Below are 17,082 nucleotides of genomic sequence, written 5' to 3' on the forward strand. Positions count from 1 at the left end.
ACTCCATCAAATCTTTATAGGCCCGCATCTTGATATCGAACTCAGGATAAGATTTCCAATGATCCAGTTGAGCTATCACAAAAATCTTTACAAGTGCTTCTATAGATAGCTTTTTCGTACCGTAGTTTAAGATTGGACAAGCTAAATCTTTAGTGGGTAATAATGACAAACATTGACGTAATACAGTATTTTGATTTAATATTGAATTGCTCATAGGGAGCTCCTTTTGTAGAAAGTTTGTTTTGTTGTGGGAACAAACATCTAACATTTCTACAATAGGAGCTTTCTTTTTGTTTGTCTACAAAATAAATTTGAAAATTTACATATTTTTCAAGCTATGCAAAGCTAGTGGGTCGTGAACTGTGTCCCACTGACTTGAAAATAATTACATAAACAAATAAAATTAAACTAAAGAAAAAATGAAAGTTGGTGATGATGATGGAAAGGATAAAAGAGGAATGGGTGCCAACACGTCAAGCGGAATTTGAAGCTCTAAATGAAGATTTTATTTCGAATAAAGAAATTTTAGATAATATTAAAGAAGCAGAAGAAACGGCCAGAATGAATCTTGAACAATACAAAAAGGCAATTACAGAAAGAAAAGTAAAAAATTATTCAATTGTCCAATTAAAAATGTGGGAAGAAATGGAGCAGTTGAAAAAGGAGAGAAAACTGTGAAATTCGAAAAAACAAGATTGGTTTATGAAGGTACACCTGATGAGTATACTAAATACATTCGTCAGGTTTTTTTATGTTTTGCTATCCATTTTGAGAATGTCTGGAAAGGTTTAGGTCATTTAAAGAAAACTAGAGTGTCAAATTCCAAATGGCATATTTCGTTGGGGGGATATGGAATTATTCATGCGGGTGATGCTCTAAAGCATCATATATATCCTTTAATATTTAAATATAATTCTGTATTAACTTTAGCACAATCGATTACATATGATAGAGAGGAGTCTGTTTGATTAACGATTCAGTCATTCGTTTCATAAAAGTTAATTCAAGTCAATGTGCAGAATATGTATTTCATTACGATACTGTAATTGACATACCCAATCATTCCGATCATCATCTACAGTTTGAATATAACCGCGATATTCCTACGCCCAGATTTCCAATGGATTCATACAAAGATATTGAATCTGTTCTTGAAATGATTGTAAGAGATGAAATCCTTGGTTAAAGAATATTTAACTGGCACATGAGATAAGCAATTGATCTTGAGCCGTGTCACGGTGACTGGAACTGTGTCCCGTTGTTGCAGCAAGAACCATTTAAGACTGTCGGAAGCATAGTCGGATTGTTCCAAGATAACATGGGTGATGCAAGACAATTATTGGAATCATTGATGAGATTAATAGCAATGCAGAAGTAATTGCAGGAGCATAGAGTTTGCATCATTATGTGAAGACACCTTGAGGAAAAAAGATTATTCAGGGGGTCTTTTTTTTACTCCAAGGCTTTTTGAATGAATTTTGAAAATAGGTCAAAAGGTGAATGATATGTCAATAAATATAAACGAAAGCATTTATCAGTTTATTAATCGTATGGCTGAACAACATCCGGGTCTCCCATATCGCTTTCAAGATGCAACGGTTGCAGGCTCAGTAGAAGCGCGTTATTTTCTTTGGGAGGAGGGGCTGTCAGTTGGAGAGAAAGAGCTATTAGCAATGGGGTTAATGGAGAAAGTAGCAGAATGTGTTGAACAAGCAGATACTGATAGTGAATTACGCACTATACTTGAAGAGAAGCCGGTATTTCTTTATCTTGCGAATTTAACCAACCGAATTAAGTTACTTATATCTGAAAAGCTTATCGATAAAGACAGGCTTTATTCCTTTGCCATTCGTTTAGCGACGGAGAGCGAGTTTGAAGATGAGGTTAAGCTAGGTATGCTGGTGCTTGGTTTTTTTGAAAATGATTTGGTAAGAAAAATCATCAAGATGCTCGGTTATCATAGTGAACTAACAATTTATGCGGTGGAAGCTTCCAAAAATTTTCATGACTACAATGAATTTCTATATGATTTAGCTCAAAATACATGCGGGTATGGGAAATTGGCAGCACTTATAAATTTTGAACCAATTTTTCTACTGCAACAAAAATGGATTTTGGAATATGGTGTGATCAATGAAGCACTCCCTAATATGTCCGCCATTATGTGCTTAGAAAAGGTAGACATGAGAAGGTTTTACCAAAGGCTTGAAATAACAGAGGACGTTTTTTCGAAGTTGTCATACCTTGTTGCTTATGCTGCAGAAACCAATGATATCAAAGTATTCAGCCAAAGTTTAGCTCTTGTTGAAAAATATATAGGTGCTGCTAATAATTACGCAAAGTACTTTATTGACTTGGCTGCCATTATTGCAATTAAAAAGAGTATGGCACCTTACTGGTATCATAGTGGAGAGGATATTAAAAAAGAGAATGGATGGACTAGTAACAAAGAACACGTAATAAGAAACAAGTGCTCTGAACTGCTCAAACAAGCAAAGTGGAGGCAATGTCTTATACAGGAGCTGGATATGCCCTGTCATCAGACAAGCTTAATTATACTTACTATGGAAGAAATCGGCCTAGTGCCCAGTTTTGAAACGCTACTTCCTCTATTACAAAGGGATTTTTTTGACATGAATGTTTTAAAATTTGTATTAGTAGATCATTCAGAACATTATTTGCATGACATTTTCAATTATCTCAGTAAGGTACTCCCTAAGGAAGTTTTCTGTGACGACCCTTTGGAAATCTCAAAGGATAGCATTAGTTCTGAATACAAACCAGATATTTGGCTTGTTTTTCTGCTTAAAGCGCTTCGTAAAGAACGTCAAAATGAGGAAGCATTGTTTATACGCTGTCTGACAAGCCGCTTTCCAGATGTCCGAATTGAAGCAATTCATGCGTTGCGAGTGTTTAAGAGTAATTGGAGTGCATTGGTATTTCCAGCACTAGAACAAGCTTGTGAAGTCGAGCCAGTTAATAATATTAAAAAGCGCTTTCAGCGTCTAATGGGAAAGAATGACGGCGGACAGAAAAAGGAGCAACGCTATATTGATGTTACCGAGATGAAGGTTGCCCCATCATTATGGGATGCGAGCCTATGTACCACAAAGATTGCCGGCACATATTATCGAGATCTAATGGTTATGGAAGGGAGAATAGAGAACGGGGATATTTTATATTTAATAAGGGAGCCGGATAATCCCTATGATTCAAATGCAATTATCGTAACTGCAGAGGATGGTTATGTGCTTGGTTATGTACCAAAAGCAGATAACTTAACGCCTGCTTCAATGATGGATGCAGGAGAAAAATTGTATGCCATTTTTCGAAGCGAGAATTTAGAAAAAGGAAAACCTGATATTCAAATCATGATAAGTAAACGTCCGGAGAAAGCTGGCACATTAGTCCAATTTCCTTTTTCAAAGGTGGGGAAAATAGGGAAGTATCCAAAAGGAGAATAAATATTAAATTGACTGATTTTCAATGTATCGAATAAACTCAAAAAGAAATCCCAAATTTATGTACTTTTTAGTTAAGATAAGAAAAAAGAGAGATAGGTCCAAGGAGGGGGTTCAGATATTTGGCGAAAATAAGATTTCGTTCCGTTTTTATCTGGGGAGCTTGCTCGAAGTTGGACGCAGGACCGGGAGCTGTGTCCCAAAAGAAAATATGTTTGAAAAGAAAGGAAGATAGATTTGAGAATTAGTATTTTAGGTGGCGGAAATGAAGTAGGTGCATCTTGTATCCATATTAATATGGGGGAAACAAATCTTTTAGTTGATGCGGGCATGAGAATGCATGGTGATGACTCACTTCCAGCTCTTGGTATGCTAGAAAGCCTAGGTAAACTTGATGCCGTGCTAATTACGCATGCACATGCTGATCATATTGGGGCGCTTCCAATTGTTCATTCTCTATTTCCCGATATCCCTTTCTATGCAACTCCTCCTACCATAGATTTAATAAAAATAATGATGAAGGATTCTTATAAAATTTTAGAACAACGTTCCTATCAAATGAATACTCTGATGCCTTATACAGAAGAACAGGTTAACAACCTCTTTAACTCTTTACTTCATATTCCAGCAAGTGGCGTTTTACGTATCGGTGATTTAAAAATTACAAGCTTCCGTGCAGGTCATATTTTAGGAGCTGTCATGTTCTTAATAGAAGGAGATCAACAACAACTTCTCATTACGGGGGATCTAAGCTTTCGCGCCGGCAGAACGATTCCAGGGGCGGAAGTTCCTCATCAAGTTAATCCTGATGTAATTGTTATTGAATCAACGTACGGAAATCGCGCCCATACTGATAGAAATACAGAAGAACGCCTTCTCGCAGAACATGTTTCCGAAGTCATTTCTAGTGGTGGATTCGTACTTATTCCTGCTTTTGCACTTGGGCGTGCTCAAGAGGTTCTTTTAGTATTACAAGATTATATGGAAAGAGGACTTATTCCGGAGTTCCCAATTTATGTAGACGGTTTAGTTACCCCTATAAGTAAAATTTATAACAGCTACCCTCAATATTTAAAAGGGCCTGTTGCCCATCGTATTCGCAAAAATGGAGATGTTTTTATTACAGAAGGGCGTGTTAGGGCAGTCAGTCCGAAAGAACGAAATGAAGTGCTTCAAGGTAAACCTGGCTGCATTGTTGCTTCCTCTGGTATGTTGACTGGGGGGGCTAGTTCATGGTATGCAGAACGGCTAATTTCTAATGAAAAAAATGCAATTTTCATAACAGGTTATCAAGATGAAGAAAGCCCAGGCAGAAAATTATTAAACCTTGCTGAAAATATTGAAAATCAGTTAGAACTAAACGGAACAACATATGAAGTCAAATGTCTTGTTAGAAAATATGGTCTTTCTGGACATGCTGATGCAAATGAAATCAACCGTTTCATCCAATCGTTAAAACCTACCTATACATTGCTCGTACATGGTGATGATGATGCAAGGAGTCAGATCGCTAGTCAAATTGATCAACGATTTCGTCCTATTTTAACGGAAAATGGCCAAACCTATTCTTTTGAAAAACGTAGCACTGGCAAAGGGGTAGTGGGGAAAAGATATAAGGTTGATGATGATGGAATAAAGCTTAGAGAAATGATTGGCGGCCTTATTCTTTATCAGCCTGAAAATGAAACCCTATTTAAACTCGTTATTTGTACAGGCATCTATCCAAAAGGGCGTTTGCTAACTTGTCAAACTCTTAAAGGAAAGCAATTAAAGTTGAGTCTAGAGCAAGTAGCCGAAACAATTGGAAACTGGAATCGTTCTATCGAGGAATTGACGGAAGCAGCCAATGAAGTTTTCGAATTTATTGTTCCTTTTCTAGAAAAACTGGACTGGGACATCATTCCTGAGGAGATATTGTCCCTTGAGGCCATTTTTGAAAAGTTTCAGTTAACAGACATTAAGGAAAAGCTTGCCGTAGCTTTAGCATTACAGAGTTTTCCAAGTGATCATTATTTAATACAAAATGGTATAAAATTTTATCGTTTTACTAAGGAGATGAAAAAGCAGCTCCTTCATTTAGATTTACCAATTCAAGGGAAACAGCTTAACCCCACTGCTGCTATGGAAACAGTTAGACAGCTGCTTACATCGAATCGGCACTTTATTCGCTGTGGAGTTGATGATTTAGGGAAAGAAAGTGAAAGATTGACCATCTATTTTGACTTCCCTGATGCCGTCAGTGAACAAGAGAAAGCTGGTATTTCTGAGAAAATTCGAAAAGAAACTGGTTGGAGGATAAGTTTTTCTGAATCTGTTCGCCAAGACCTCTTGCATACACTTCTTGTCAAACTCTTAGGCAGCTCAATAGGTTCACCATCTATTCATTTAAATGAGCGTAAAGTAGTCGTTTCGACAGAAAAACCACAAGGTGAAGAGAAACTAATCCGAACATTTAAGGAGGAAACAGGTTTTGACTTACAATTTAAATATGACAATGCTACTGACCCTGTGAAAATGGGGGATAAAGATATTTTTCAAGTGGATTCATCAATGCCACGTCTAGAAAATAACGCTGCGATGGAAGAAGCGAAAAAATGGGCACGTGAACGTGGCATAAAAATTTACAAAACCAGCTTGAAGGATTACAATGGTGAATCAATGTTAGAGGTGCATTTCATTTCACCAGAAATTGCAATGAGACATGTAATCGACCTTGAAGAACTTTCATACCGGGTTGGAATGCCTGTTACTTTTTCAAAAAATCCAAAGCAAAATGAAATCATTCGCATTACGTTTGAATCAATCCCTAACAATTGGAATTTTAAAAAGAATCCCTCCATTCATATGGATAAAAAGCTAGTTGTTTTAAAATTAACAACCTTTCCCAATGAATTGGAACAAAAGACAGTAAGTGAAAAAATCAATAAAGAAACAGGTTATACTCTGGAAGTGATAGTCTAAATTAGTGGGACACAGGGTCGGGAACTGTGTCCCATCAATATTTTGACATGAGAAAAATGGGGAACACCGCCCATGAGTGTCCCCCATTTTTTGATTATATCTTAAACCTGCTAATAATATTCTGAAGTTTTTCCGCAAGATTTGATAGAGCATTTGCAGACGCTGATATTTCCTCCATCGATGTAAATTGTTCTTCTGCAGAAGTAGCAACATGTTGTGAGTGTACGGATGTCTCATTAGATACATTAGAGATTTCAGTTACAGTACTGGATACTTCCTGAATAGTTGAAGTTACTTCTTCCGTTGTGACTGCCATGTCGTTAATATAGTCAGCCAACTTCTCCATAAAGTGAAGGATCCCTGAAAATCTTTCTTCGGTTTGTTGAACTATATCCAAACCATCCTTAACATCGTATGTTACTTGTTCAATTGATTGATTTGACTGAACCATATCTTGTTGGATATCAAAGATTAATTTAGAAATTTGTGAGGAAGATGTTCGTGATTGTTCAGCTAATTTTCTTACCTCATCTGCAACAACTGCAAATCCTTTCCCATGCTCTCCTGCTCTTGCAGCCTCAATCGCTGCATTCAATGCTAATAAATTTGTTTGTTCCGCTATTTCAGAGATCACATTAGATATATTACCGATTTCTTGTGAACGTCTTTCTAAAGATTTAAGTTTTTCTCCACTTTCAGTTACGGATAGGGTGATAGAGCTAATTTGTTTTACGGTTTTATCAACAAATTCTCCGCCTTCTTTTGCCTTTTGGGTTGCTTGAGAACTGACTGCTGAAATGAAGGATGCATTCTCTGCAATTGATTGCACCCGAATTGCCACTTCATCTAATGAACTCGCGCTCTCTTGCAGACTTACAGACGTACGTTCTACACCACTTGCAACTTGATGAATAGACTTCGTAATTGTTGCTGTTGCTTTATTCGTTTGATCAGCGCTGGCAGTTAATTCCTCAGAAGAAGAAGCAACTTGTTTTGAAGCTGACATAACCTCATTCATCATAGTATTAAGATTCATAGTCATACGGTTATAGCTCCTAGATAATTCTCCTAATTCATCCCCTGAGTGATCTAGAAGTCCCGCTGTAAAATCACCGTTACCTGCTAATTCAAGAGCATTTGAAACAGAATGTAGTCTCTTCTTAATTCTTAATGTATACATAATAACCGCTAGGGTTGAGGTGGCTATTACTATAGTAAGAACGAGTATGAATGTTACTAAAAATCCCTTTACAATTTTTCCAATAATATTTTGCGAAGCACCTACATAAAACATGCCAATGGGATTATCATTTTTATCTAATAAAGGCATATAAGCAGTTTGATATAGTTTACCTGCCACATTAGCCTCTCCATAATAATTTTCAACTTTTTTTAATACTGTTTCCACCACTTCTTTTGAAGCTTTTGTTCCAACAGCACGTTCGTTATTTAAAATAACATTGGTGGCTATTCTAGTATCATCTAAGAAAATTGTTACTGTATCCCCCGTGTCTGCGCCAACTTCATCAACAATTTTGTAGTTTTCATTTATGAGAGTGTTTCCTTTATAAAGTTTATCTCCTTTTACCTCCCATTCACCTGGGTAACCACTATCCAGATAACGGTAGGATAGATTAAGATCGCCTTTTGCCTTTTCTATCGCAAATTCCTCAATCCCTTTTGTAATTTGATAATTAACAACTATGCCAACAATAGCCGACAATGTAAGTATAATAGCAATAACTAATATATTAATTTTTGTACCTAATTTTAGTTTTGCAAAAAACTTCAACATGAAACACCCCAATCCTATATCTATGTATATGGACCAACGTTTCATTAGCAAGAAGCAGGGTCTCTGCTTTACACCAATTTCACATATTTATATTAATATTATCTCTTTTAAAACAACGTGAAATGGATATATTATGTAGATTTCTTGAATTTTATCCGCAACGATTAGTGGAGGGATATTGGACTATCGTGATTTTTCTTTCAATGAGTAATAAAATAATATCTCAACTTTTGCACCGCCAAAATCTAGAAGTTTGAGTAACTGCTAAACAAACGTTTAATTGAAAGGCTGGAAAGTCTGATAAGTCAATGTTATTAGCTATCCAAAGTTTAAAATTCATAATGGTAAATAGAGAATTATGTGATACTCTAAATAAAAAGGGTGAGTTTTTGTATTTAGGCTATTAAGTGGATGGGGTGTACTAGATGAATAGATTTTTATTATTAACTTTTTTCGTCTTCAATTTACTTTTTGTGAACTACAGTCATCTGCATCCTGCCTATGCTGAATCTCTAGGAAAACACTATGAATACTATATTGATAGTACAAAAGAAGTTACAATTGATGACCTTCTATCAGGTCGGTATGATGACGAATTCAAGTCAATTAAAGAAGATTATCCATCTTTTGCTTACTCGGATGATGTCATTTGGCTAAGACTTGATCCTGAAAAGTTAATAGAAGATACTAGGAATCCACATTGGTTTGAATTCATTGATAAAGTGAATCATACTGATTTGTATACAGTTGCAAAAGATGACACATATACACTCGAAAAGGGTGGTATCTCAGGAGTAAAAAACCAAGTTGTGGATTACCGATCTTTTATCTATGAGATAAGCAGTCAAGACTTAAAATACATTTTTCTCAAACTAAGTGGCGATATGCCTATACCTGTTAATACAAAGCTAATGAGTACAACGTCCTTTATTGAAGAGGTTGCCAAGTACAAATATGCATCTGGCATTTTTTATGGGTTTATGATATCGCTTTCGCTTTATAATTTGTTTTTATTTTTTTCGCTTCGGGAAAAGGCTTACCTATATTATGTTTTTTATGTAATGTCATTTATTTTATTTCAATTTACAATGAACGGTCTCGACCTTGAATATTTTGGCGACAGCTTGAACGAATGGATGTTAATTAATTCAATTTCGATTTCTTCCTGTATTCTTTATTTTTTCATGATTCTTTTTTCAAAGGAATTTCTCGGTACGAGGAAGGTTTTACCTAGGGTAAATAAAGTTTTGAACATCATGATGGTACTTGTCTTTTTACCAATCATCTTCATTCCTTTTATTGAGTTTAAGACATTGTCTGACTCTGTTTCTATGCTTGGCCTCGTCGTTTGTTTCCTTCTTTGGTATGTTGGTTACCGCCTTATGGCTAAGGGGCTTCGAATTGCCCGTTTTTATGTTGTTGCATGGACGATCCTTTTATTAACGGTTATTATTCAGGCGTTAAGCTTTTTGTATATCATTCCGTTCCATCCCATGATTTTTGAACTCATTCCGGAAATTGGCGCAGCGTTAGAGGTAATTTTCTTATCACTTGCTCTTGCAGATAAAATTAATGCTATTAAATGGGAGCGTGAGGAAGCGCAGCGTATACTGAATGAAGAACTTGAAAGGATTGTTAGCCAAAGGACGAAGGAACTAGAGTCAGCGAATGCTGATTTAGAAAAATTATCAAATACGGATCAATTAACACAGATTTACAATCGACATAAGCTAGAAAAATCGCTTTCTTTTATGATTGAAAAAGCGAATCAAGAAAAAAGTCCGCTTTCAATTATCTTATTAGATATTGACCATTTCAAACAAGTGAATGACCAACACGGCCATTCAGTGGGAGACCAGGTATTAGTTGCTTTTGCTAATCTAGTAAAAGAAGTCATTCCGAAAAATTATATTTTTGGGCGTTGGGGCGGCGAGGAGTTTTTATTAATTTGTCCAGAAACTTCAGAAATAGAGGCGCTGCCATTTGCAGAGCACATTTGCTCGAGTGTCGAATCACACGATTTCCCAGTTGTTCATCGAAAAACCTGCTCTCTTGGCGTGGCAACTTACCATCATGGGGAATCCATGGGGACATTGCTTTCACACGCTGACAAAGGATTATACCATGCAAAAGAAACGGGAAGAAATAAAGCACAGTTTTGGGACATGGGGACGGGAACTGTGTCCCATTTGAACTTGCCAACAACATCTTTACCTGAATCTAATAATGAATGTGGATGTTAAAAAGAAATAGTAAAAATTCAGAGCTGTCATTATGGGCAGTTCTTTTTTATATCAAAAATTCATTTAGTAAATGATGTAATATCTGTCCTTTTTGCATGAAATAAGCGGAGTTGCCCAATAATAAGTCCCTTTTCAAGTAATATGTACGGCATTCTTGGGCTTTTGATTCTTTTAGTTTTAGAGTATTAGTTATAAGTAAATCGCTCAAATAAATCTATCACTAATTATTAGACCATTAGTTTTTGAGATTCATTAAGTCAGATATGATCATAAATAATTCTTTCGGAATTTCAAAGTGTCCAAACCTTAATCTAGAGCGATAATCTTGCCACAACGGTAAGCTTGAAACTAAGTTTAGCGGCACAGGTGTTATTGATTTAAGAAATTTTACATTCATTCTAAAAGGTTGGAATCCAGGGTACATTTCAACCTGATAAATATTACTATCTAATATTTCGCCAATTGCAGTAAATTTTTGACAAGGGATTTTTGTACTTAATGAATTCTTGGGGCTGTAATATATAATCCAATCTCCTTTTTTCATCCTTTTTAAGGGGGAGGATTTGCCATGACAAAGCTGACAGAAACCTCCCAAAACCCCGTGTTTTACGTGATCATCTGAAGCGACACCAATCCAATATTTATTCATGACTTTCCTCCATGGAGCTAAAATCAATTCTTGAAAGTGAATATAATTGTTTTCTAAAAAAATCTTCTTCTATACCGAGAGAAGAAAAGAAGACATCATCTATTCTTTCAACTAATGGAACTGCTATTTCTAATTTGTCTTGTCCACTTTTTGTCAAACAAATAATATTTGCCCTGGGATCTCTTTCTGAAGTGTTTCTAACTATTAATTCACTTTGTTCCAACTTTTTTACTATACTTGAAACGGTCATAACATCCATATCGGCCTCTCTAGCAATTGAAGCCTGGTTAATATCCTCATGGCTTTTTGATAGATATCCTAAAGTAGTCAATACAACAAATTGGGGATGAGTAAGATTTATTTCTCTTAATTTCCTTTTAATTTCCCTATGCCATATGTTGTAAACCTTTATGAATAAAAATCCTATTGATTCTGAAGATTCCCCTTTAAATTTTGATGGAAATTCTCTCAATTTTCCACCAACTCCTTTATTGAAAGCACAGCTTTTGGTACATCACTAAATAAGTTTTTCAATAAATTAATGCTATGCTCATTAGCCTTACCATCTTTTAATTCAACAGTATGTTTAATAGTACATTTTTCATAGACTTTTGTTATCTCGTGATTAAAATATATTTCACCAAAGGAAGGAATAGTAGTTTTTGTACAAAAACTTTTATTCTCTTGAACATTTACAATTTCATAGGGTACGAGAGGTTGGCTTTCAACTTCAATCGTTCCAGTGCTACCAATGGAGAAATTCCCTTCCAAAGTTATTTTCTTTAGTTTGGAATCCCATTGGTACCATCGGTTTACATCTGCGTATAATTTCCAAACCTTTTCGGGTGAAGTATTTACTAATAATTCAAAACAAAACTTCATCAATATCTCCCTCTTTCATTGTATGTATACTTATTATAATTATACTTATATTAATTGTCAATAATAAGGTGAAAATAATTAATAATGAATTAATAAGCAAAAATTTTTAAGATAAACAATTTTGAATAGGGATAATGGATTGGATTGATAAGCTGATAGTTGATAGGGGTATTAAACGATATGAGATTGGTTATCATTGCGGAATTGAATTGAATCTTAACGATGACTAAAGGCGTTAAAATGAATATTTACACTGATTATGATGAAGACGTTAGATTGCTAAATAGTGAGGGAGCAGGGGGGTAACTTCTCCTGCTCTTTAAACGATTAAAATTTCCCTGCACTAAAATAATCACATGGTTGACTTTTCAGTGTTCCAATTGAATAATTTGTGAATGAGGAAATCCATCTTTATTAGTTTTTTGAGAACAAATCCAACACGAACAATGCCCCTTTTGCGAATTTTTATTACGTGGCTTCACTAGCCATCACAAAATAAAAAGGATTTTTAGAAATGGTAATAGAAATTAGTAAATATGGCATTAATGATATTGAAAATAAACTAAACTTGTTTTGTTTATTTCCATTTCAGCCTGTCGAAAAAAGAAGAACATATGCGAGGCTTTCCAGAAGACAATCTAGCACCCCTGACATACCTCGCCCCTCTTATGTTGATGTAGGAGGCGATGAGCACGGCAGAACATTCGGCGTAGTGCTGGATACATCGGGGTCTATGGATAAAAAACTTCTGGCCAAAGCACTCGGAACAATTGCGAGTTATAGCGTTGCACGCGATGTTCCTGCAGTTCGTGTTGTGTTTTGTGACGCCTCCGCTTACGATGCAGGCTATATGGTTCCAGAGGAAATTGCCGAAACTGTTAAAGTAAAAGGCCGGGGTGGAACACTTCTTCAGTCAGGAATTGATTTACTTGAAAACGCAACAGACTTTCCGAAAAACGGTCCCATTTTAATCATCACTGACGGAGAATGTGACCGCTTAATTGTTAAACGAAAGCATGCTTTTTTACTGCCAAAAGGAAAACATCTTCCTTTTATCCCTAAAGGAGACCTGTTCCGAATTGATTAGGGGACACGGGGTCGGGAACTGTGTTCCATTAAATATAGCAGATATCTTTTACTCCCAATTTTTTGATTGTGTACATATGCCCGATAGATTAGGGTTGTTCGTCAGTCTTTCAATCATTTTCATAAAGTAATTGAGACTAACCCCACCTAAACAAAGAGTAATTACAGTACCAATACCGATGGGTCCATTGAATATAATGGCAGAGAGCAAGAAGAATAGATATATTACTGTTCTTGAAAACAGTATGCTTATTTTAGTTAATTCTTGAATGATCAAAGTTAAATGGTCAACAGGAATGGGTGCAAAGTTTGTGTATAAATAAATTGCAGTTCCAAGTCCGATTAAGATTATACCGATTCCAAAACAAATAAGTTTACTGAACCATGTTTCGGGTGTAATCAAATTATGTAATAGGAAAAGCCACATATCAATACTAATACCAGTTATAAAGGATGTCAGTAATCCCAAGAATTCAGGTTTTTGTTTTTTTAGAAATGAATTGCAAAATATCAGTATAAAAGCGATTATGACTTCCCAACTTCCCACTGTAAGACCTACTGTTTCAGATAGTCCAACTAACAGTGCATCAAATGGTGATGTTCCAAGTTTTGATTGAATGGTGAGAGTAATGCCAAATGCTAAAATCAAAATTCCTAAAACATAAAATGTAAATTTTGTTAAGCCTAATTTTTTCATACGTATTTTGTAGACAATTCTTTTACCATTAAAATATGAGGTATGCCATCTTCCATAAATACACTTGATGAAGTCTGATATCCGAGTTTTTTATAAAAACCTTCTGCATGTTTTTGTCCATGCAATTTAGTTTTGGATACTCCATTTTTTTCTGCTACTTCTTCTAATGCTTTAATAATTACTTTTCCTAACCCAAATTTACGGTAAGGCTTTAAGATACAAATTCTCTCTAACTTACCGAATCCATCAACTAATCTTATTCTGCCTGTTCCGACTGGTTGTTCATTGAAATAAACTAATATGTGTTCGCATTGTCCATTAAGTGTATCAAATTCGTCAAGTTCATCTTCTAATGGAACACCTTGTTCTTCAACAAATACTTCTATTCTTATATCAAAGGCTTTTTTTAAATCCTCTTTTGTAGTAATTATTTTTGATTTCATCATTCTACCGCCCTCTCTGTGGTGATTTCTTTAGTTATGCTCACTCCATTATATATTGGAGTACTTTTGTTGTAAATGCAACAAAAATACAATAATATTAATTTTAGTATTAGCAAATACAACGAACAGGTGGGGTTGCAAATTATGAAGGAAATTCTTCGAGAAATTGGAATGATAGCAAGGGCTTTAGATTCTATCAGTAATATAGAATTTAAAGAATTTGACCTCACAAAAGGACAATATTTATACCTCGTTCGGATATGTGAACATCCAGGAATCATTCAAGAAAAGTTAGCTGAGATGATAAAGGTAGACCGAACAACAACAGCTCGTGCAATAAAGAAACTTGAGTTACAGGGTTTTATTGAAAAGAGAGATGATAGGCATAACCAAAAAATCAAAAAACTTTTTCCAACAGAAAAAGGGCAAAGTGTTTATCCTTTCATCAGAAGAGAAAATGATTATTCTAATACGGTAGCACTATCTGGATTGTCTGAAGAAGAAGTAGAAACCCTTTTTTATCTTCTTCAAAAGGTTAGAAAAAATATAGAAATAGATTGGGAATTTGTGAAAAAAGGAAACAAGAGAAATTATTGATGAAATAGGAGTAAATATTAAAATGACAATAAATATAAAACAATGCACCCTTGAAGATTTACACATGCTTCAAGAAATCAGTTATGAAACATTTAATGAGACATTTAAGCATCAGAATTCACCTGAAAATATGAATGCTTATTTGGAAAGGGCATTTAACTCAAAGCAATTAGAAAAAGAATTATCCAATATTTCTTCACAATTCTATATTGTTTATTTTGACAATGAAATCGCTGGATATTTAAAGGTTAATACCCATGATGCTCAGTCTGAAGAAATGGGTAATGAATCACTTGAAATTGAGCGGATTTATATAAAGAACAAATTTCAAAAACTTGGGCTTGGTAAATATCTGCTAAATAAAGCTATGGAAATTGCGTTGGAGCGAAATAAAAAGAAAATCTGGTTAGGGGTTTGGGAAAAAAATGAAAATGCTATTGTCTTTTATAAGAAAATGGGATTTGTCCAAACAGGAGCACACTCTTTTTATATGGGTGATGAAGAACAAACGGACTTTATTATGACAAAATCGTTATTGTAATTTAAAGTTATAGTTTGCTATAGACGTTGGTTGAACCGTAATGGGACACAGGGGCGGGAACTGTGTCCCGTTGGTTTTTTCTCGGGTTGTTCTCTTGTTTCTGTTCTTGTTCTATATAAAAGTTTTATAATAAAGTTGTTCAGATGTTTAATGATAATTCCAGAAAAAAGCATACTTTTCAGTTTTCATTATAATATAGAAGATATTTTAACCTTTAGGATGGTAGTTAATATGGAAGAAAATATACAAACTAGAACAGACTTACGAACAGATGAAGAGAGATTCCGTATGTTAGTAGAACATGTTAGTGATTGGATTTGGGAGGTGGATGAGAATGGTATATATACTTATGCAAGTCCAAGGATATATGATATATTAGGGTATTTACCTTCTGAGGTTTTAGGAAAAACTCCATTTGATTTGATGGAAGAAGGGGAAGCAAAACGAATAGCCCCCATCTTTGAGTATCATGTCTCTAATAAGCTGCCCATTAAAAACCTAGAAAATATAAACCTTCATCGTGACGGATATGAAGTGATTTTGGAAACCAGTGGGTCCCCCATTTTAAATGCTGAGGGAGATTGTGTTGGATATAGAGGGATGGATAGAGACATAACTGAAAGGAAGCAGATAGAGCGAAGGCAGCAGCAACTTCTTGGGATTATAGAGGCGTCCCCTGACTTTATTGCAACTTTTGATATTGCTGGGAATAGTTTTTATTATAATCCGGCTGCACGTAAACTGCTTAGTATTAATGAAAATGCTGCCTTTAACGAAGCTGTGATGGAAAGATGGGTAACAGATTTACTTAAAACGGAAGGAATACCTACCGCAATAGAAAATGGGCATTGGAAAGGGGAATCTGCTATTCTCAAAGATGATGGGACAAGTATACCAGTCTCGCAAATGATTGTAGCACATAAATCGGAAAGTGGTGCTGTTGAGTTTTTATCAACAATTGCACATGATATAACAGAAAGAAAAGAACTTGAAAAAGTTATTTATAATCAAGCACATTATGACCCGCTAACGAATTTACCAAATAGAAGATTCTTGCAAAAAAAATGGGCAGAACTAATGGGTACTTTTAAAATCCCAAAAAAAGTTGCTGTTTTATTTATGGACTTGGATAATTTTAAATATATCAATGATACGCTTGGTCATGAATTTGGAGATCGATTACTTAAAGTGGCTGCATCCCAGTTGGAAGTTTTTGTTGAGGAAAATGATTTTGTTTGTCGATATGGTGGAGATGAGTTTGTATTGATCTTTAATAATATTGAAAAAGATTTTGAGGTTCAGGAAAAAGCAGAACAGTTAATAGAATCATTTCATGAGCCATTTGGGATTGATGGACATTTAATAAAGGTGACAGGAAGTATTGGCATTAGTATTTTTCCGGATGATGGAGTGGAATTAGACACACTAATAAAAAAAGCAGACAATGCGATGTATAAGATTAAGAGAAATGGAAAAAAATGACTTTCTATGAGTGAGGCTAACCAATAGATCTCTTTAGAGAGAACCTCATTCCTCTTCCTCATGCCCAAAAGTTGGCTTCCAAACGGTAAGGTAGTTGGAAGAGCAGCGGGTAGATCTTATGTATTCAATCATTATTCGGTCAGATTTTTCAATCAAAAATCAAAACCAATTGGGGACGGATCCAATAGAATTTCGCCCCTTTTCTTTTTGTCCAATAAGGGCTTTAACCTTCTTCTATCTCCGTT

At 35.2% G+C, this 17,082-nt stretch carries 16 protein-coding genes and 1 pseudogene; 10 read left to right on the forward strand and 7 right to left on the reverse strand.

Going from position 1 to position 17,082, the window contains the following annotated elements; genetic code table 11:
• Positions 1–214, reverse strand: a pseudogene (locus tag P9E47_RS20010) (IS4 family transposase); the annotation flags it as partial.
• Positions 215–438: 224 nt separating this feature from the next.
• On the opposite strand from P9E47_RS20010, the gene P9E47_RS20015 reads away from it, so the two are divergent.
• The 5 genes from P9E47_RS20015 to P9E47_RS20035 all read left to right on the forward strand — a co-directional run bounded on the left by P9E47_RS20015 (position 439) and on the right by P9E47_RS20035 (position 6,422).
• Positions 439–678, forward strand: coding sequence for a hypothetical protein (locus tag P9E47_RS20015; protein WP_003331864.1), 240 nt, complete (start codon positions 439–441; stop codon positions 676–678).
• Entirely contained in the window at positions 675–968 is a 294-nt protein-coding gene (locus P9E47_RS20020) for a hypothetical protein (protein ID WP_326164530.1), read from the forward strand. The genes P9E47_RS20015 and P9E47_RS20020 overlap by 4 nt, the downstream gene beginning before the upstream one ends.
• The gene (locus tag P9E47_RS20025; RefSeq protein WP_003331866.1) at positions 965–1,186 is read left to right on the forward strand and encodes a hypothetical protein; all 222 of its coding nucleotides are present in this window, start codon (positions 965–967) and stop codon (positions 1,184–1,186) included. Before P9E47_RS20020 ends, P9E47_RS20025 begins: the two co-directional genes overlap by 4 nt.
• 319 nt (positions 1,187–1,505) lie before the next feature.
• Entirely contained in the window at positions 1,506–3,464 is a 1,959-nt protein-coding gene (locus P9E47_RS20030) for an HIRAN domain-containing protein (RefSeq protein WP_003331867.1), read from the forward strand.
• Between the two features lie 234 nt (positions 3,465–3,698).
• Positions 3,699–6,422 carry an MBL fold metallo-hydrolase gene (locus tag P9E47_RS20035; protein ID WP_003331868.1) on the forward strand — a complete coding sequence of 908 codons (2,724 nt, stop codon included), beginning with the start codon at positions 3,699–3,701 and terminating at the stop codon, positions 6,420–6,422.
• A 94-nt stretch (positions 6,423–6,516) separates the two neighbouring features.
• Here the strand turns inward: P9E47_RS20035 and P9E47_RS20040 are convergent, their stop codons facing one another.
• Complete coding sequence (locus P9E47_RS20040; RefSeq protein ID WP_326164533.1) at positions 6,517–8,217, reverse strand: methyl-accepting chemotaxis protein; 1,701 nt, start codon at positions 8,215–8,217, stop codon at positions 6,517–6,519.
• Positions 8,218–8,642: 425 nt separating this feature from the next.
• On the opposite strand from P9E47_RS20040, the gene P9E47_RS20045 reads away from it, so the two are divergent.
• Positions 8,643–10,460, forward strand: coding sequence for a sensor domain-containing diguanylate cyclase (locus P9E47_RS20045; RefSeq protein ID WP_326164535.1), 1,818 nt, complete (start codon positions 8,643–8,645; stop codon positions 10,458–10,460).
• 235 nt (positions 10,461–10,695) lie between these two features.
• On the opposite strand, the gene P9E47_RS20050 is transcribed toward P9E47_RS20045, so the two are convergent.
• The 3 genes from P9E47_RS20050 to P9E47_RS20060 are packed head-to-tail and all read right to left on the reverse strand — an operon-like array spanning position 10,696 to position 11,991.
• Positions 10,696–11,109: an EVE domain-containing protein gene (locus P9E47_RS20050; RefSeq protein WP_003331873.1), complete on the reverse strand. Its 414-nt coding sequence runs from the start codon at positions 11,107–11,109 to the stop codon at positions 10,696–10,698.
• Positions 11,102–11,581, reverse strand: coding sequence for a MarR family winged helix-turn-helix transcriptional regulator (locus P9E47_RS20055; protein ID WP_326164538.1), 480 nt, complete (start codon positions 11,579–11,581; stop codon positions 11,102–11,104). Before P9E47_RS20055 ends, P9E47_RS20050 begins: the two co-directional genes overlap by 8 nt.
• Positions 11,578–11,991 carry an SRPBCC family protein gene (locus P9E47_RS20060; RefSeq protein ID WP_003331875.1) on the reverse strand — a complete coding sequence of 138 codons (414 nt, stop codon included), beginning with the start codon at positions 11,989–11,991 and terminating at the stop codon, positions 11,578–11,580. The genes P9E47_RS20055 and P9E47_RS20060 overlap by 4 nt, the downstream gene beginning before the upstream one ends.
• Before the next feature lie 514 nt (positions 11,992–12,505).
• Here P9E47_RS20060 and P9E47_RS20065 point away from each other — a divergent pair.
• The gene (locus P9E47_RS20065) at positions 12,506–13,078 is read left to right on the forward strand and encodes a VWA-like domain-containing protein (RefSeq protein ID WP_003331876.1); all 573 of its coding nucleotides are present in this window, start codon (positions 12,506–12,508) and stop codon (positions 13,076–13,078) included.
• Between the two features lie 48 nt (positions 13,079–13,126).
• Here the strand turns inward: P9E47_RS20065 and P9E47_RS20070 are convergent, their stop codons facing one another.
• On the reverse strand, positions 13,127–13,774 hold the full coding sequence (locus P9E47_RS20070) for a YczE/YyaS/YitT family protein (protein ID WP_326164540.1): 648 nt from the start codon (positions 13,772–13,774) through the stop codon (positions 13,127–13,129).
• Entirely contained in the window at positions 13,771–14,217 is a 447-nt protein-coding gene (locus P9E47_RS20075) for a GNAT family N-acetyltransferase (protein ID WP_003331878.1), read from the reverse strand. The genes P9E47_RS20070 and P9E47_RS20075 overlap by 4 nt, the downstream gene beginning before the upstream one ends.
• 144 nt (positions 14,218–14,361) lie before the next feature.
• Between P9E47_RS20075 and P9E47_RS20080 the strand changes: the two genes are divergently transcribed.
• From P9E47_RS20080 to P9E47_RS20090, 3 genes are all read left to right on the forward strand, one after another.
• Complete coding sequence (locus P9E47_RS20080) at positions 14,362–14,814, forward strand: MarR family winged helix-turn-helix transcriptional regulator (protein ID WP_003331879.1); 453 nt, start codon at positions 14,362–14,364, stop codon at positions 14,812–14,814.
• Between the two features lie 22 nt (positions 14,815–14,836).
• On the forward strand, positions 14,837–15,355 hold the full coding sequence (locus tag P9E47_RS20085; protein ID WP_003331880.1) for a GNAT family N-acetyltransferase: 519 nt from the start codon (positions 14,837–14,839) through the stop codon (positions 15,353–15,355).
• A 231-nt stretch (positions 15,356–15,586) separates the two neighbouring features.
• A complete protein-coding gene (locus P9E47_RS20090) occupies positions 15,587–16,837 on the forward strand; it encodes a sensor domain-containing protein (RefSeq protein ID WP_326164542.1) in 1,251 nt (416 codons plus the stop codon).
• Positions 16,838–17,082 lie beyond the last annotated feature (245 nt).

This window comes from Schinkia azotoformans (genome assembly GCF_035811335.1).
Classification (GTDB): Bacteria; Bacillota; Bacilli; order Bacillales; family Bacillaceae_J; genus Schinkia; species Schinkia azotoformans.

What these genes read in the sequence shown, in the direction of transcription:
- P9E47_RS20015 (WP_003331864.1), top strand. Translation starts at nt 439, where the DNA reads ATGGAAAGGATAAAAGAGGAATGGGTGCCAACACGTCAAGCGGAATTT.
- P9E47_RS20030 (WP_003331867.1), top strand. Translation starts at nt 1,506, where the DNA reads ATGTCAATAAATATAAACGAAAGCATTTATCAGTTTATTAATCGTATG.
- P9E47_RS20040 (WP_326164533.1), bottom strand. Translation starts at nt 8,217, where the DNA reads ATGTTGAAGTTTTTTGCAAAACTAAAATTAGGTACAAAAATTAATATA.
- P9E47_RS20045 (WP_326164535.1), top strand. Translation starts at nt 8,643, where the DNA reads ATGAATAGATTTTTATTATTAACTTTTTTCGTCTTCAATTTACTTTTT.
- P9E47_RS20050 (WP_003331873.1), bottom strand. Translation starts at nt 11,109, where the DNA reads ATGAATAAATATTGGATTGGTGTCGCTTCAGATGATCACGTAAAACAC.
- P9E47_RS20060 (WP_003331875.1), bottom strand. Translation starts at nt 11,991, where the DNA reads ATGAAGTTTTGTTTTGAATTATTAGTAAATACTTCACCCGAAAAGGTT.
- P9E47_RS20065 (WP_003331876.1), top strand. Translation starts at nt 12,506, where the DNA reads ATGGTAATAGAAATTAGTAAATATGGCATTAATGATATTGAAAATAAA.
- P9E47_RS20070 (WP_326164540.1), bottom strand. Translation starts at nt 13,774, where the DNA reads ATGAAAAAATTAGGCTTAACAAAATTTACATTTTATGTTTTAGGAATT.
- P9E47_RS20075 (WP_003331878.1), bottom strand. Translation starts at nt 14,217, where the DNA reads ATGAAATCAAAAATAATTACTACAAAAGAGGATTTAAAAAAAGCCTTT.
- P9E47_RS20080 (WP_003331879.1), top strand. Translation starts at nt 14,362, where the DNA reads ATGAAGGAAATTCTTCGAGAAATTGGAATGATAGCAAGGGCTTTAGAT.
- P9E47_RS20085 (WP_003331880.1), top strand. Translation starts at nt 14,837, where the DNA reads ATGACAATAAATATAAAACAATGCACCCTTGAAGATTTACACATGCTT.
- P9E47_RS20090 (WP_326164542.1), top strand. Translation starts at nt 15,587, where the DNA reads ATGGAAGAAAATATACAAACTAGAACAGACTTACGAACAGATGAAGAG.